Source organism: Ruegeria sp. YTSA108 (genome assembly GCF_059610185.1).
On sequence record NZ_JBXWND010000010.1, the window covers coordinates 1 to 14,016 of the forward strand.

General features: G+C 58.3%; 11 protein-coding genes. 4 read left to right on the forward strand and 7 right to left on the reverse strand.

All coding sequences use genetic code 11. The annotated features are described in order from the left end of the window. Positions 1 to 339: 339 nt before the first annotated feature. Entirely contained in the window at positions 340 to 2,541 is a 2,202-nt protein-coding gene (gene katG / locus AC2FHW_RS14135; protein ID WP_496679254.1) for a catalase/peroxidase HPI, read from the reverse strand. Positions 2,542 to 2,969: 428 nt separating this feature from the next. On the opposite strand from katG, the gene AC2FHW_RS14140 reads away from it, so the two are divergent. After that, complete coding sequence (locus AC2FHW_RS14140) at positions 2,970 to 4,589, forward strand: GMC family oxidoreductase (RefSeq protein ID WP_496822100.1); 1,620 nt, start codon at positions 2,970 to 2,972, stop codon at positions 4,587 to 4,589. Positions 4,590 to 4,593: 4 nt separating this feature from the next. Here AC2FHW_RS14140 and AC2FHW_RS14145 read toward each other — a convergent pair whose 3' ends face one another. Further along, positions 4,594 to 5,439 (reverse strand): SDR family oxidoreductase, encoded by an 846-nt coding sequence (locus AC2FHW_RS14145; RefSeq protein WP_142637589.1) that lies wholly within the window; start codon positions 5,437 to 5,439, stop codon positions 4,594 to 4,596. A gap of 89 nt (positions 5,440 to 5,528) precedes the next feature. Here AC2FHW_RS14145 and AC2FHW_RS14150 point away from each other — a divergent pair, with 89 nt between their 5' ends. Next, positions 5,529 to 6,161 (forward strand): class I SAM-dependent DNA methyltransferase, encoded by a 633-nt coding sequence (locus AC2FHW_RS14150; protein ID WP_496822102.1) that lies wholly within the window; start codon positions 5,529 to 5,531, stop codon positions 6,159 to 6,161. Positions 6,162 to 6,167: 6 nt separating this feature from the next. Here the strand turns inward: AC2FHW_RS14150 and AC2FHW_RS14155 are convergent, their stop codons facing one another. The 3 genes from AC2FHW_RS14155 to AC2FHW_RS14165 are packed head-to-tail and all read right to left on the reverse strand — an operon-like array spanning position 6,168 to position 10,119. Beyond that, entirely contained in the window at positions 6,168 to 6,947 is a 780-nt protein-coding gene (locus AC2FHW_RS14155; RefSeq protein WP_496822104.1) for a carnitinyl-CoA dehydratase, read from the reverse strand. Next, entirely contained in the window at positions 6,944 to 8,962 is a 2,019-nt protein-coding gene (locus AC2FHW_RS14160) for an acetate--CoA ligase family protein (protein ID WP_271952587.1), read from the reverse strand. The genes AC2FHW_RS14155 and AC2FHW_RS14160 overlap by 4 nt, the downstream gene beginning before the upstream one ends. After that, the gene (locus AC2FHW_RS14165; RefSeq protein ID WP_281973960.1) at positions 8,959 to 10,119 is read right to left on the reverse strand and encodes an acyl-CoA dehydrogenase family protein; all 1,161 of its coding nucleotides are present in this window, start codon (positions 10,117 to 10,119) and stop codon (positions 8,959 to 8,961) included. The genes AC2FHW_RS14160 and AC2FHW_RS14165 overlap by 4 nt, the downstream gene beginning before the upstream one ends. 77 nt (positions 10,120 to 10,196) lie before the next feature. Between AC2FHW_RS14165 and AC2FHW_RS14170 the strand changes: the two genes are divergently transcribed. Beyond that, the gene (locus AC2FHW_RS14170) at positions 10,197 to 11,138 is read left to right on the forward strand and encodes a GlxA family transcriptional regulator (protein WP_282027925.1); all 942 of its coding nucleotides are present in this window, start codon (positions 10,197 to 10,199) and stop codon (positions 11,136 to 11,138) included. On the opposite strand, the gene AC2FHW_RS14175 is transcribed toward AC2FHW_RS14170, so the two are convergent. Both AC2FHW_RS14175 and AC2FHW_RS14180 read right to left on the reverse strand, forming a co-directional pair. Further along, positions 11,135 to 12,124, reverse strand: a complete 990-nt coding sequence (locus AC2FHW_RS14175) for a sterol desaturase family protein (RefSeq protein WP_271952593.1) — start codon at positions 12,122 to 12,124, stop codon at positions 11,135 to 11,137. The genes AC2FHW_RS14170 and AC2FHW_RS14175 overlap by 4 nt on opposite strands. Before the next feature lie 12 nt (positions 12,125 to 12,136). Beyond that, the gene (locus AC2FHW_RS14180) at positions 12,137 to 12,892 is read right to left on the reverse strand and encodes a class II aldolase and adducin N-terminal domain-containing protein (RefSeq protein WP_271952596.1); all 756 of its coding nucleotides are present in this window, start codon (positions 12,890 to 12,892) and stop codon (positions 12,137 to 12,139) included. Positions 12,893 to 13,008: 116 nt separating this feature from the next. Here AC2FHW_RS14180 and AC2FHW_RS14185 point away from each other — a divergent pair, with 116 nt between their 5' ends. Then, the gene (locus AC2FHW_RS14185) at positions 13,009 to 13,884 is read left to right on the forward strand and encodes a LysR family transcriptional regulator (protein ID WP_496822106.1); all 876 of its coding nucleotides are present in this window, start codon (positions 13,009 to 13,011) and stop codon (positions 13,882 to 13,884) included. The last annotated feature ends 132 nt before the right edge of the window (positions 13,885 to 14,016 follow it).

The window sequence follows — 14,016 nt, forward strand, 5'->3', positions numbered from 1 at the left end:
GCGTCCGACCGTCTCTCCAGCCCGTCCCACCGTCTCTCCAGTGTGTCACAAGCGCCTCAGCAGCGCCGGTGAAGGGGTATTTACGGATTAGGTCTGGGACCTGCAACCCCCAATCTGAAAAAACTTTGCATTTCTTAACAGAAACTTCTCTATGTTAATAAAAACAAAATGTTAGCTTAATAATTCTCTCTTCCGAGTCGGTAACGGACCGCATGGAACAGCGGAAAGAACAGCCCCTGGGCGGAATCGTACCCATTGCTGGGTATGCGCCCGGAACCGGGGCAAGGAAACGCCGCCCGAGTCTCCTCGGACGGCGCAAATTCTGCGAAGGTCACAGGCTTACTTCAGATCGAACCTGTCTGCATTCATGACCTTGTTCCAGGCCGAGACGAAGTCGCAGACAAATTTGCCTTCTGCGCCTGCCTGACCGTAGACCTCGACCAGAGCCCGCAGTTGCGAGTTGGAGCCGAAGACCAGATCGACGCGGGTACCGGTCCACTTGACCTCACCGCTGGCGCGGTCCCGACCCTCATAGACGCCTTTGCCCGCGGGCTTCCATTCGGTGCCCATGTCCAGCAGGTTGATGAAGAAGTCGGTGCTGAGCGTGCCGACGCGGTCAGTCAACACACCATGCTTGGTGTCACCAAAATTGGCACCGATCACGCGCAAACCGCCAACCAATGCGGTCATTTCCGGCGCCGACAGAGTCAGCAGCTGGGCTTTGTCGACCAGAAGCTCTTCGGGTGAAACCGAATAATCCGTCTTCTGATAGTTGCGGAAGCCGTCGGCCTCGGGTTCGAGCACGGCAAAGCTGTCCACATCGGTCTGATCTTGCGTCGCATCGGTGCGACCAGGTGTGAACGGAACCTCAACCTCCTGACCGCCGGCCTTGGCAGCCTGTTCGACACCCACATTACCGGCCAGAACGATCACGTCGGCCAGAGACACTTTCTTGCCCCCGGATTGTGCGCCGTTGAACGCCGCCTGAACGCCCTCAAGCGCGGTCAGTGCCTTGGCCAGCTTCATCGGTTCGTTCGCGTCCCAGTCTTTCTGCGGAGCAAGACGGATACGTGCGCCATTGGCACCGCCGCGCTTGTCCGAGCCGCGGAAGGTCGAGGCCGAAGCCCATGCGGTCGAAACCAGCTCGGACACCGAGAGGCCAGTGGCCGCGATCTTAGCCTTCAGCTCGGCCACATCCGCGTCACCGATCAGCTCGTGATCCACGGCGGGGACATTGTCTTGCCACAGCAGTTCCTCGGCCGGAGATTCCTCGCCGATGTAATTCGAACGCGGGCCCATGTCGCGGTGGGTCAGTTTGAACCATGCACGGGCGAAAGCGTCAGCGAATTCTTCCGGGTTCTCGTGAAAACGCTTTGAGATCGGACCATAGATCGGGTCCATGCGCATCGCCATGTCGGCGGTGGTCATCATGGTTTTGACCTTCTTCGACGCGTCATGCGCCGCCGGGGCCATGTCTTCTTCTTTGACATTCACCGGTTCCCAAATCCACGCGCCCGAGGGGCTTTTGGTCAGGTTCCAGTCATATCCGAACAGCAGGTCGAAATAGCCGTTATCCCATTGGATCGGATTTGCGGTCCAGGCGCCTTCGATCCCTGATGTCGTGGTATCGTCACCCTTGCCGGACCCAAACTTGTTGATCCAACCAAAGCCCATCTCTTCGATCGGGGCGGCTTCGGGTTCGGGGCCGACCAGATCGGGATCGCCCGCGCCATGCGCCTTGCCGAAAGTGTGACCACCAGCAACCAGAGCAACGGTTTCCTCGTCATTCATTGCCATCCGGCCAAAGGTGTCGCGGATGTCACGACCCGAAGCCAGAACGTTGGGCTCTCCGTCCGGACCTTCAGGGTTTACATAGATCAGGCCCATCTGAACTGCGGCCAGAGGGTTTTCCAGATCGCGCTCACCGGAATACCGGCTCTGCGGATTGTCGGTCGGGGCCAGCCATTCTGTCTCGGTTCCCCAATAGATGTCTTCTTCGGGGGCCCAGATATCGGCACGGCCGCCGGCAAAACCAAAGGTTTTGCCACCCATGGATTCGATGGCGCAGTTACCTGCCAGGATCATCAGATCAGCCCAGGAAATCTGGTTTCCGTATTTTTGCTTGATCGGCCACAGCAGACGACGCGCCTTGTCGAGGTTACCGTTGTCCGGCCAACTGTTGAGCGGCGCAAAACGCTGGTTCCCGGTCGAGGCCCCGCCACGGCCATCTGCCGTCCGGTAGGTGCCTGCACTATGCCAGGCCATCCGAATGAACAGACCGCCGTAATGGCCATAATCCGCCGGCCACCACTCCTGTGAATCGGTCATCAGCGCATATAGGTCTTCTTTCAGCGCCTTCATATCCAGCTTTTTGAACTCTTCGGCATAGTCGAAATCCGAACCCAGAGGGTTCGAAGCCGCTCCGTGTTGGTGCAGGATCGACAGGTTTAGCTGGTTCGGCCACCAATCCCGGTTGGAACGGGTTCCAGCGCCGTGCATCACAGGGCATCCGCCTGCTTTGGGGTTATCACTTCCGTCCATATCGGTCTCCAATCCTAGCTAATATCCGGCGATCTTGCGCAGTGAAATTCGTGGTAATCAAGAACACAGATTCAAGACACGTCTTCCCCATCCAAATACGCTGAGCATCTGGCAAGGGTATCGGTATTCCTGAAGTCCTGACCTAGTCAGAAATAGCAAATTGCATTCATGCATAAAAGTTTTGTTTAATGATGAAAACCATAGGAAATAATTATGAAGAGAACATCCCCGGATCCCGCGCAATCGGAGCAATTTTCGAATCCCTGAATAACCTTGGGTCACATATAGACCACAGCCCTTGTTTTTCATCCGTATGCGACCACTGTCTTTATGAACGACACGAGCGCGGGTTCTTTTGTTCGGATCAGCGCCTAATACAGATTGACCGGCGTATTTGACTGCCGGTTCCGAAAATTTTTGGAGTCTGAATGCAATTTGATTATGTAATTGTCGGCGCAGGATCCGCCGGTTCGGTTCTTGCCGGTCGTCTGAGCGAAGATCCTGGAATACGTGTCTGCCTTCTTGAAGCCGGAAACGGCGGCAACGGCATGCTTACCAGATTGCCCGCGGCAACAGTGGCCTCGCTGCCGGGGCGGCCGAAAATCAACAACTGGGCATTTGAAACCGTGGCCCAACCGGGGCTGAACGGCCGCAAAGGATATCAGCCGCGCGGCAAGACGGTGGGCGGGTCCAGCGCGATTAACGCAATGTTGTACGTCCGGGGTCAGCGTCAGGACTATGATGGCTGGGCTGAACTGGGCTGTGCCGGTTGGGACTGGAACAGCGTCCTTCCCTATTTCAAGATGTCCGAACATAACGAAGATGGTGCCGACGACCATCACGGCGACAGCGGCCCTCTGCACGTGTCAAACCAGAAACAGCCGCGCCCGATCACGCTTGCCTTTATTGAAGCTGCCGAACAGATGCAGCACCGCCGAAGCCGGGACTTCAACCGGGGCGATAACGAGGGCGTTGGTCTGTATCAGGTCACACAGTTTCACGACCCGTCGAAGAATGGCGAGCGATGCTCGGCAGCGGCGGCCTATGTCTTTCCGGTCATGGACCGCCCGAACCTGACGGTCATTACCGACGCCCATGCCAAAGAGCTGACCTTTGAAGGAAAGCGGGCCACCGGTGTGGTGTACAGGAAAAAGGCCAAAGGTGCGGATATCACTGTCTCCGCCAGGCGCGAGGTTCTGGTTTGCGCCGGTGCACTTCAAACTCCGCAGTTGTTGCAGCTATCCGGGATTGGTGCCGCTGATGATCTGGTCAAACATGGGATCCAGGTGCGGCACTACCTGCCGGGCGTTGGCAAGAACCTGCAGGACCATCTGGATTTCACGCTGCTCTATAAAACCCGGGACACCAACACATTCGGCATCGGTGTCGCTGCCGCACTGAATTTGGCAGGACATATTTGGCGCTGGCGTAAGACCGGCAAGTCGATGGCGGCCACACCATTTGCCGAGGGCGCCGCGTTTCTGAAAACCTCCCCGGATTTGGATCGCCCCGACATCCAGCTGCACTTTGTCATTTCCTTGGCCGATGATCATGCAAGGAAGCTGCATTATGGCTATGGGTTCGGCTGCCATGTGTGCAAATTGCGCCCCGAAAGCCGTGGCACGGTCGGGCTGCACAGCGCCGATCCCTTTGCCGCTCCGGCCATTGATCCGGCTTACCTGTCCGATGACCGCGATCTGGACACGCTGATCAAGGGCGCGCGTATGACCAAAGACATTCTGCACGCGCCGGCCTTCAGTAAATTCCGGCACAAAGCGATGTACGGCATAGATGACGCTCAAACCGATGCGGATTGGGAGCACCATATTCGCGCTCGCGCCGATACGATCTATCACCCGGTCGGAACCTGCAAAATGGGTGTGGATGCGATGGCCGTGGTTGACCCCGAACTGCGCGTGCGCGGGATCGAGGGGCTGCGCGTGGTCGATGCATCGGTCATGCCGACTCTGGTTTCGGGAAACACCAACGCCCCAACCATCATGATCGCCGAGAAAGCCGCGGACCTGATCAAAGCCACCGCCCGATAAGGGCTCAGCCGTCCTTCATCAGGGCCTGCAGTCCAGCGCGGTAATCCGGATACAAAAGCCGGATACCCAGTTCATCCTTGATCCGGTCATTCCTGACCCGCTTGTTTTCATTATAGAAACTTCGGGCCATCGGGGACATATCGGCCTGGTCGAACGGAACCGCAGCGGGCAGAGGCAGGCCTTGCAGCTCAGCCGCATAGGCGATGACATCCTGTGGCGGCACCGGCTCATCGTCACAGACATTGTAAATCGCACCTGGGTTCGGCGATGCCATCGACGCCGCAAGCACCTGCGCGATGTCCGCCACATGGATGCGCGAGAACACCTGCCCCGGTTTGATTATGCGGCGCATTCCCACCCGTTTAAGTTTGGAAAATGGGCCGCGCCCGGGGCCATATATCCCGGCAAGGCGAAAGATGTGGACGGGCAGGCCCGGAATGTCTTGCCATTGTGTCTCGGCCCGGACGCGCCACCTGCCGCGCTCGGCCATTGGTGAAGGAAGGGTCGCCTCGTCCACCCAACCGCCTTTGTGGTCCCCATAGACTGCGGTTGTGGAAAGGTATCCGACCCAATCGAACTGACCTGCGCGGTCAGCGATTTTGTCGCCAAGCGCCGCCAGCACTGGATCTCCGCCCGCATTCGGCGCGGTAGAAATCAACAGATGTGTTACCCCGTCCAAATCAACCGTCTGACCGGGCCAGATCACCGGTTCGGCACCGGATGCGCGGACCGCACCCGATTGCGCCGGATCGCGCGTAGTTCCGAATACGCGCCAACCCGCCGGTTCAAGATGCCGCGACAGGGCCTGCGCCGAATATCCGTGACCGAATGAAAAGAGTGTCTTAACCATATCCTTCTTGATGATCGCCAATGGTCCAAGATGCAAGCACCCGCCACTGGATACTTGATTCGAATCCCCACATACGCCTTTCATGAGTCATGCGTACAAAATCGCCCGACCTGCATGCAGCTTATGCGCTAGACAGCCCCGAGGACCACAAACGGCTTTATGCCGAATGGGCTGGCGACTATGATGACGGTTTTGCGGCGCGCGAGGACTATCAGTTGCATATCCACACCGCCCGCGCCTTTGTCAGCGCCGGGGGACAGGGTCCGGTTTTGGATGTCGGTGCAGGCACCGGGCTTTGCGGTGCGGTACTGGCCGGGTTGGGCGTTGGCCCAATCGACGCCACCGATATCAGCGCCGAGATGCTGGATCAGGCCCTGCGCAAAGACATCTACCGCGACGCGATTGAGGCTGACCTGAACCAGGGCATCCCGGTGCCGCGCGACAGCTATTCGGGCATTGTGTCCTCGGGCACATTTACCCATGGCCATCTCGGCCCCGAGGCCCTGCCCGCGCTGTTGAACGTGGCCCGGACAGGCGCGCAATTCGCTCTGTCGATTAACGCGAAACACTACGAATCTCTGGGATTTGCTGACGTACTGCACCAGCTTGCCCATGGGCAGATACAAAACCTGTCCCTGCCCGAAGTTCGAATCTACGGCGACCTGGCTGCCGGGCCCAACCGGGACGATACCGCCCTTATCGCAATGTTCGAGAAGATCTGAACCCGCTCAGCGCCCTTTCCAGACCGGGTCGCGTTTCTCGGCAAAGGCGCGCGCGCCTTCGAGGTTGTCTTCAGAACCATATAGAATGTCCACCGTCGGCAACTGCCGCCCGGTGATCCGGTTCATGGCATCCTGAAACCTGGAATCTTCGGCGTCGCGCACGATCTCTTTGATCGCCGCGTAAACCAGCGGGGGGCCGCTGGCCAATAAACGGGCCAGTTCCCATGCCCGGTCTAAAAGCTGATCACCTGGGACGATCTCGTTGATCAGGCCCCACCCTTTTGCCTCAACCGGATCGAACCAGCGGCCAGTCAGCAGCAGTTCCATCGCGATATGGTAGGGGATGCGTTTTGGCAGCTTTACACTGGCCGCATCGGCCACGGTGCCCGACCGGATTTCGGGCAGGGCAAAGCTGGCATGCTCTGCAGCGATGATCATATCCGCACTCAGCGCCAGTTCCAGCCCGCCACCACAGGCAATCCCGTTCACCGCGGCGATGACAGGCTTGTTCATATCCCGTAATTCCTGCAGCCCGCCAAAACCGCCGACTCCATAATCTCCGTCCACGGCGTCTCCGTCCGCGGCGGCCTTCAGGTCCCACCCCGGGCAAAAGAACTTTTCGCCACCACCGGTCAGGATGGCCACGCGCAACTCAGGATCATCGCGGAATTCGCGGAACACTTCACCCATGATCCGGCTGGTGGCCAGATCAATGGCATTTGCCTTGGGTCGGTCCAGAGTGACCTGCAGAATCGCGCCATCGCGCATGGTTTTAACCGGGTTCATATACGTGCCTTTCGGATCAGAGCATCCACGGCCACAGCGCCATCGGGATTGCAGATGAGTGGATTGATTTCAACTTCGCTGACATGGGCTGCATTGGCAATAACATAGGCTTGCACAGCCTCGGCTGCATTCAGGATCGCCTCGGTATCCGCCGCCGGTTTACCGCGATACCCCGCAAGCAACGGCGCACAGTTCAGCTTGCACAGCGCCTGACGGACCACGTCCCGGGATGACGGGATCAGCACTGAAACACTGTCGCGCAGAATTTCGGTCAGCACGCCTCCAGCCCCTAGCGTCAGAACATAGCCATGGGCCGGATCACGGGTGACGCCGATCAATAACTCGGCAACACCGCCTTGGGCCATCTCTTCGATCAGAACTTCGTCGGTTCCAAGCTCGGTCGCAACCGCGCTCAGATCGTCCAAGCCGACGCCAAGGCGCACCGCACCGTGTTCGGATTTATGCGCAAGCCCGACGCCCTTGACCGCGAAAGGCGCGGTCAGATTCGATGCAGCATGCGCAGCCTTGTCCGGACGCGTCACTACGGATTGAGGAATCCGCAGACCATGATCTGCCAGCGCCCGTTTGGCCTCTGCTTCGGTCAAGACATGGTCTGCCTCAGCCTGCGAGGGCAACAGTACCGGATCAGCCGGTGCCGCAACCGGCCGCGCGGCGGCCTCAACCGCAGCCAAGGCTTCATGCAGACCGGCAAAGGGCACCACACCGCCGTCCAGCAGGCGCTGCGCCACATCCTCTGGCAAAAGTTCGGGTAGGGTCGCGGCAACGGCAAAAGGTCGCTCGGTTTGGGCGGCGCAGTTCAACGCCGCTTGGGTGGCACATTCCCAATCCGATGCGTCGGTGTGAGGATAGTCCACAATCGCAATGGTAATGGCCTGTTCCGGCCCGGTCATCGCCGACCACGCGCGGGTCATCGCTTCGGTATCGCGCCATATATAGGTGTGGTAGTCCAGCGGGTTCGCCAACGCCACCATGGGCCCCAAAGCTGCGCGCAGGTCAGCTTGCTGTACCTTGGTCAATGGCGGGAAATGCAGATCGCGTCCCTCGGACATATCTGCGGCTAGGCTGGCCTCACCGCCCGAGCAGCTGATGGTACCCAACCCGCTGCCGCGCAATCGCCCCGTAACATGCAACAGCTTGAGACATTCCAAAAAGCTGGGAATGTCGTCCAACCGTGCGATTCCCAACCGGTCCAAAAAAGCCTGCGCGCCCGCATCACCACCTGCCAAAGACGCCGTATGGGATATCGTTGCCGCCTGCGCATGGGACGAGCGGCCCATTTTCAAAGCAACGACCGATACGCCCCGTCTGCGTGCCTTGTCGGCCAAAGCCTCCCATTTTCGCAGATCGCCAAACCCTTCGATATGAACACCGATAGCAGTGATCCGGTCGTCGTCCAGAAGTGTTGAGGCAACGTCAGCCTGATGTGTCTGCGCCTGATTCCCGCAGGTCAGCATGAACGCCAGGGGCAGGGCCCGGCGTTGCATGGTCATGTTGATTGCAATATTCGAACTTTGCGTCAGGATCGCTACGCCTCGTTCCACCGGTTGCATCCCATGCTGATCCGGCCAGACTGCGACTTGATCCAGCCCGTTGACGAAACCATAGCAGTTGGGACCCAGAACAGGCATTTCGCCGGCGGCCGCAATCAACTGGTCCTGCAGATCGGCGCCCAGATCATCCTCGGCTCGCGCCTCGGTGAACCCCGACGCGAAACAAACCGCGCCCCCTGCCCCGATCGCTGCCAGCGCCTGAACCGCCTCGATTGTTGCATGACGATTGATGCCCACAAAGGCCACATCCGGGGCCGAGGGCAGATCTTCGAGCCGTGCAAACACCCTCTCTCCGGCGACCTCGGCGGCTTTGGGATGGACCGGCCAGATATCGCCCTGAAACCCGAACTTGCGCGCCTGTTGAATGACTGACGCGCACCAAGCCCCACCACCGATCACGGCAATGGAGCTGGGGTTCAACGCCCGTGCCAGCGCCGTTGTCATGCGCCAAGTGCCCGCAACAGCTCACGACTGATGATGTGACGCTGAATCTCGCTGGTACCGTCCCAGATGCGTTCGACACGCGCATCGCGCCAGAACCGTTCCAGCGGGTAATCGTCCATCAGCCCCATGCCGCCATGCACCTGAATCGCGGCATCGGTCACGCGCGACAGCATTTCGGACGCATAGAGCTTGGCCGAGGCAATCTCGCGGTTTGCAGGCAGCCCCTTGTCCAGCCGGTCGGCCGCTGCCAGCGTCAACAGGTCAGCGGCATCGATTTCGGTGATCATATCGGCGATCTGGAATGACACGCCCTGGAACTTGCCGATTTTCTGACCGAATTGTTCACGCGTGGCTGCATAGTCCAGCGCATAGTCAAAGGCGCGACGTGCGCGTCCGACCGACATGGTCGCCACGGTGATGCGGGTGGCATAAAGCCAGGTATTCATCACCTCGAACCCGCCATCGACCTCGCCCAACACCTGACTGTCGGGCAGGCGACAATCGTCAAAATCCAGGACCATGTTCTTATAGCCCCGGTGGCTGACCGATTTATACCCGTCCCGGATGGTGAATCCCGGCGTGCCGCGATCCACAAGAAAGGCTGTGATCCGTTTCTTTGGACCTTTTGGCGTCTGATCTTCACCCGTCGCGATGAAAACGATGATGAAATCGGCATGCTCCGCGCCCGAGATGAAATGTTTGGTCCCGTTGACGACCCAATCTCCGCCGTCTCGAACTGCGGCACATTTCATACCACGCACATCCGAACCTGCACCTGGCTCGGTCATCGCCAGTGCATCCATCCTTTCGCCCCGAACTGCGGGCATCAGATAGCGTTCGACTTGCTCGCCCTCGCAGGCCATCAGGATGTTTTGCGGACGGCCAAAGAAGTGGTTCAAGGCCATCGAACCCCGGCCCAGTTCGCGCTCGACCAGTGCAAATTCCCGATGGTTCAGCCCGGCACATCCGACGCTTTCTGGAAAATTGCAGGCATAGAAACCCAATTCAATTGTCTTGCGCTTGATCTCATCCGCTATTTCCTGCGGAACCTCGCCGGTACGTTCAACCAGCTCTTCATGTGGATAGATCTCTTTCTCGACGAAACTGCGAACAGTCGCGGCGATCATCTCTTGCTCGTCGGTCAGGCCATATTGCATCTGCGGTCTCCACATCTGGGGCTTGCGATATCGTGGCCCGGGTTGCAAAGTTCATCGTGCAGAAATAGACGTTAACCATGCGAAGATGGACAAAATCGCCTGCCGCGATGCAGCAATTCGGGGTTCTGCTTTTTGATGGGTTTTCAAACCATTGCCTTGCCAACACGGTCGAACCCCTGCGCGCGGCCAATTCGCTGGCTGGAAGAAAACTGTATGACTGGGAATTCCTGTCGCTGACAGAAGGGCCGGTCACATCATCCTCGGGGTTGCAGGTTACGCCGCACGCAAGACTGCAATCTGCCCGCGGCGGTACATTGATGGTGATGCCATCTTATGGGTTTCGCGCGCATGGCGGCTGGCCGACGCTGACCGGATTGCGATCCGCCGCAAATCGCTATGACGTGCTGGCTGGGCTGGACACCGGAAGCTGGCTACTGGCGCTGGCCGGACTGCTGGACGGGTATCGCGCCACCATCCATTGGGAAGAGCTGACCGGTTTTACCGAGCGGTTCCCCGAGATTGACGCCCGGCGCGAGCGGTATGTCTTAGACCGGAATCGCATTACCTGTTCGGGCGCCATGGCAGCTTTTGATCTTGTGTTGCATTTGATCGGTCATGACCACGGGCAGGCACTGGCCCTGGAAGTCGCGCAGTTGTTCATGACCCGCGATTCCGCTCGGTCGCATTCCGGAGGGGTCGGGGCAACCAGTGGGTATGTGAACAAGGCCTTGGCATTGATGCAGGAAAATCTTGAAACCCCGCTGCCCATTACCGACATCGCCCGACAGGTCGGACGCTCGCACAAGGCATTGTCCACAAGGATGCAATCCGAACTGGGTGCGGGTCCGGCTCAGGTCTATCGCCGCTTGCGCCTGAATTTGGCGCGGAAGCTGGTGGCAGAAACCGACCTGACTGTCAGCGAGATCGCCCTGCGGGCCGGATACGACGATCCCAGCGCCTTGACCCGCGCCTTCCGGGCCGAATTCGGGATCACCCCCCGTGCCCTACGGGTCGGCTAGGTATACATCTGCTTTTTATAAGCCCGCGTGCGCGTCGTCGCCTCGGCCGAGCCGTCATGATAGGTGCCAAACCACTTGTCGAACGGGATCTCTGAGGTGCCATAGTTGCACTCGAAATACCGGTGATGCAGCTGGTGGAAAAAATCGCCTGCGCGGGCGGCCTCGGTCTCCCCGGCTTTCAGCTTTTCGAACCCGGAATGGGACAGAACCGGGCTGACCTGCTGGAAATAGGCGTGGAATAACAAATGTATCGGGTGCGACGGCACGATCAGGTGGATGAAATAGGTGGTGAAGTACAACAGGTTCTCAAACCAGTGATTTGATATCCCCGACCACGGCCCGATATTGACGTTGCGGTGATGCACCGCGTGGACATGTTTATACAGCTTGGGGTGATGTTCCAGCCGATGCACCCAATAGAAATGCAGCCCCGACCACATGGGGATTAGCGACATCCAGATCACAAACCAGACCGGTGCGGCGGACCATGTGACCGTGGGGACATAGCCATTTGCCATCGCCCAATAGATCCCCCATTGGTAAATCGTGGCGACACTCATGGCGCTGCCCAGGGTCCACCAGATATTGTCCCAGACCTGATTGCGAAAGGTGAAGGTCCCGTTGTCCCGGGTCAGATCCCGGCGGTCGAACTTCTTGTACATGCCCTGCCCTTTGCGCATGTACAGCCACCAATGCAGCCCGCCCGCGACCAGAATCTGAGGCACCATGTTCAGCAACCAGATTCGGAACATCCAGCCGGGCTGGAAGGTCTTCATCGTCTCTAAACCCGGGAAAAACAGCACATAGGCCACCACCGCAAGCCCCAGGCACAGGGTCAGGGCAGTGACCTGAAGCCATGCACCACCATACCATTTCAACACTGCAGACAGGCGGGGCGGCCAGTTAAACAGCGGGTTCAAAGCCACAGGCCCATCGGGGTGGTAATTCCAGCGGGCGGCCTCGGGATTTTGGTCAGTGTCCGGCATCACGGTCTCTCGTCAGCTTGCGTAATCCGAGCCTTCGGCATCCAACAGGGCCTTGATCTCACGCAAATGTGCCTCGGCCTGATCGGGATATTCTTCCAGTTCCTGAGCTGTCTTTTCCGCAATCTCGTCTGACAAAACGCGCAGGGGTTGGCCCGTCTGTAAGGCACGGATATACGTTTCAGCAGCGCGTTCGAAATAGTAGAGTCTATTAAAGGCATCTGCCGGGTTACTGCCCAAAATCAAAACCCCATGATTACCCATGATCATGACTTTCTTTTTTGGGTCTGCCAGCATGGTTGCGCAACGTTCCCCCTCGCTTTCGAAAGCAAGTCCACCAAATTCGTGATCGACCACATAACGGTTGTAGAACGTAGTGGTGTTCTGATCGATCGGCGGCAATGTGCTGTCGGCCAACGAGGCCAGAACCGTGGCAAAGATGGAATGCACATGCATTACACAGCGGGCATGAGGACAGTGCCGGTGAATCGAACCATGCAGGCCCCAGGCAGTTGGGTCCGGTGCGCCGGGTTGGGTCATGACATCAGCGTCTTTGGCATCCAGAAAAAGCAGGTTCGATGCTTTGACTCGTGCAAAATGCATCTGATTGGCGTTCATCAAGAATTGCGTGCCGTCCTGATTCACCGCCAAGCTAAAATGGTTTGCAACCCCTTCGTGCATATTCAGACGTTCAGCCCATCGAAATGTAGCCGCCAGATCCACACGTTCAGGCCAATGGTCAATATTGGGGCGCAAGCTGGCAACGCTCATTTCCGTCTCCTGTCAGCGGATTGCTTGATTGGAAAATCGTGCCCGCAGTAGAAAAAATTGACCAACGAAAAAATCGCGCCTATTTCATAAGCTGAACTAATGGCCAGGTTATGCCCATGCAAAAACAGCTGCCCCCGTTGGGTTGGCTTCGGACTTTCGAGGCCGCGGCCCGCCACTTGTCCTTTACCGCGGCAGCGCGCGATCTAAATATGACACAAAGTGCAGTCAGCCAGCAAATCAAGTCGCTTGAGGCCTTTCTTGGCCAACCGCTTTTCCTGCGCCGTCCCCGCGCACTTGAATTGACCGGGGCCGGGATCAGCTATCTCCCTGTCGTGCGTGAGGCATTTCGCACATTACTGCGCGGAACGCGGGCCGTGACCGGGGCCCAGCAGAACGCGGTGCAGGTACAATGCAACATCACTTTTGCGGTCAACTGGCTGGCCCCCCGCCTTCCAATGTTTCAGGCCGAACACCCGTCTGTACAGCTGAACATATTCACCGAGTTGTGGGAGCCCCGGGAAATGGCGGAGGGGGCTGCGGTAGAAATTCGATTTTCGCTCAGACCTTCGGACACGGTGCGAACCGAACTGCTGCGATCCGATCATTATTATCCGGTTTGCGCGCCGGGCTATGAGGTGTCGCTGGATACACTACAGCGAACCCCGTTGTATGACTGCTCAAACCTGCTGTCGAATTGGCAGAATTGGATCGAAGATCAGGGTCTAATTTGGGAAAATCCTCCGATCACATATTCCACCACCTATCTGGTCAGCCTGTCGGTTGCGATGGCCGGGGGTGGCTTGTGCCTGACGCATGACACAATCGCGCGCGACTTGATTGATGAAGGTCGATTGGTTGCACCATTCGAATATCGCGCAGTTGTACCAGAGGCCTATTACCTGTTGCTGTCGCCTCAGGCAGAAGAGTCACCAGGAGCGATTGCCTTTGCCGAATGGGTCCGGCGCGAGATTGCGAAAACGTTCCCTGGCTAGGCCGTGGCTCTCCTGCCTAACATAGCGGCTCTTACGGGACCTTCACGGGGCTAGGCACAACAGCGCTGACGCGCTGCATGACGGAATCATGATAACTGCCGAGCAGGGGTTGCACCTTTCCGTGCGTTCGGG

Excerpts from the sequence above, each read along its gene's own strand:
- katG (WP_496679254.1), bottom strand. The coding sequence starts at position 2,541 with ATGGACGGAAGTGATAACCCCAAAGCAGGCGGATGCCCTGTGATGCAC.
- AC2FHW_RS14170 (WP_282027925.1), top strand. The coding sequence starts at position 10,197 with ATGCGAAGATGGACAAAATCGCCTGCCGCGATGCAGCAATTCGGGGTT.
- AC2FHW_RS14175 (WP_271952593.1), bottom strand. The coding sequence starts at position 12,124 with ATGCCGGACACTGACCAAAATCCCGAGGCCGCCCGCTGGAATTACCAC.
- AC2FHW_RS14145 (WP_142637589.1), bottom strand. The coding sequence starts at position 5,439 with ATGGTTAAGACACTCTTTTCATTCGGTCACGGATATTCGGCGCAGGCC.
- AC2FHW_RS14185 (WP_496822106.1), top strand. The coding sequence starts at position 13,009 with ATGCAAAAACAGCTGCCCCCGTTGGGTTGGCTTCGGACTTTCGAGGCC.
- AC2FHW_RS14160 (WP_271952587.1), bottom strand. The coding sequence starts at position 8,962 with ATGACAACGGCGCTGGCACGGGCGTTGAACCCCAGCTCCATTGCCGTG.
- AC2FHW_RS14180 (WP_271952596.1), bottom strand. The coding sequence starts at position 12,892 with ATGAGCGTTGCCAGCTTGCGCCCCAATATTGACCATTGGCCTGAACGT.
- AC2FHW_RS14140 (WP_496822100.1), top strand. The coding sequence starts at position 2,970 with ATGCAATTTGATTATGTAATTGTCGGCGCAGGATCCGCCGGTTCGGTT.
- AC2FHW_RS14155 (WP_496822104.1), bottom strand. The coding sequence starts at position 6,947 with ATGAACCCGGTTAAAACCATGCGCGATGGCGCGATTCTGCAGGTCACT.
- AC2FHW_RS14150 (WP_496822102.1), top strand. The coding sequence starts at position 5,529 with ATGCGTACAAAATCGCCCGACCTGCATGCAGCTTATGCGCTAGACAGC.
- AC2FHW_RS14165 (WP_281973960.1), bottom strand. The coding sequence starts at position 10,119 with ATGCAATATGGCCTGACCGACGAGCAAGAGATGATCGCCGCGACTGTT.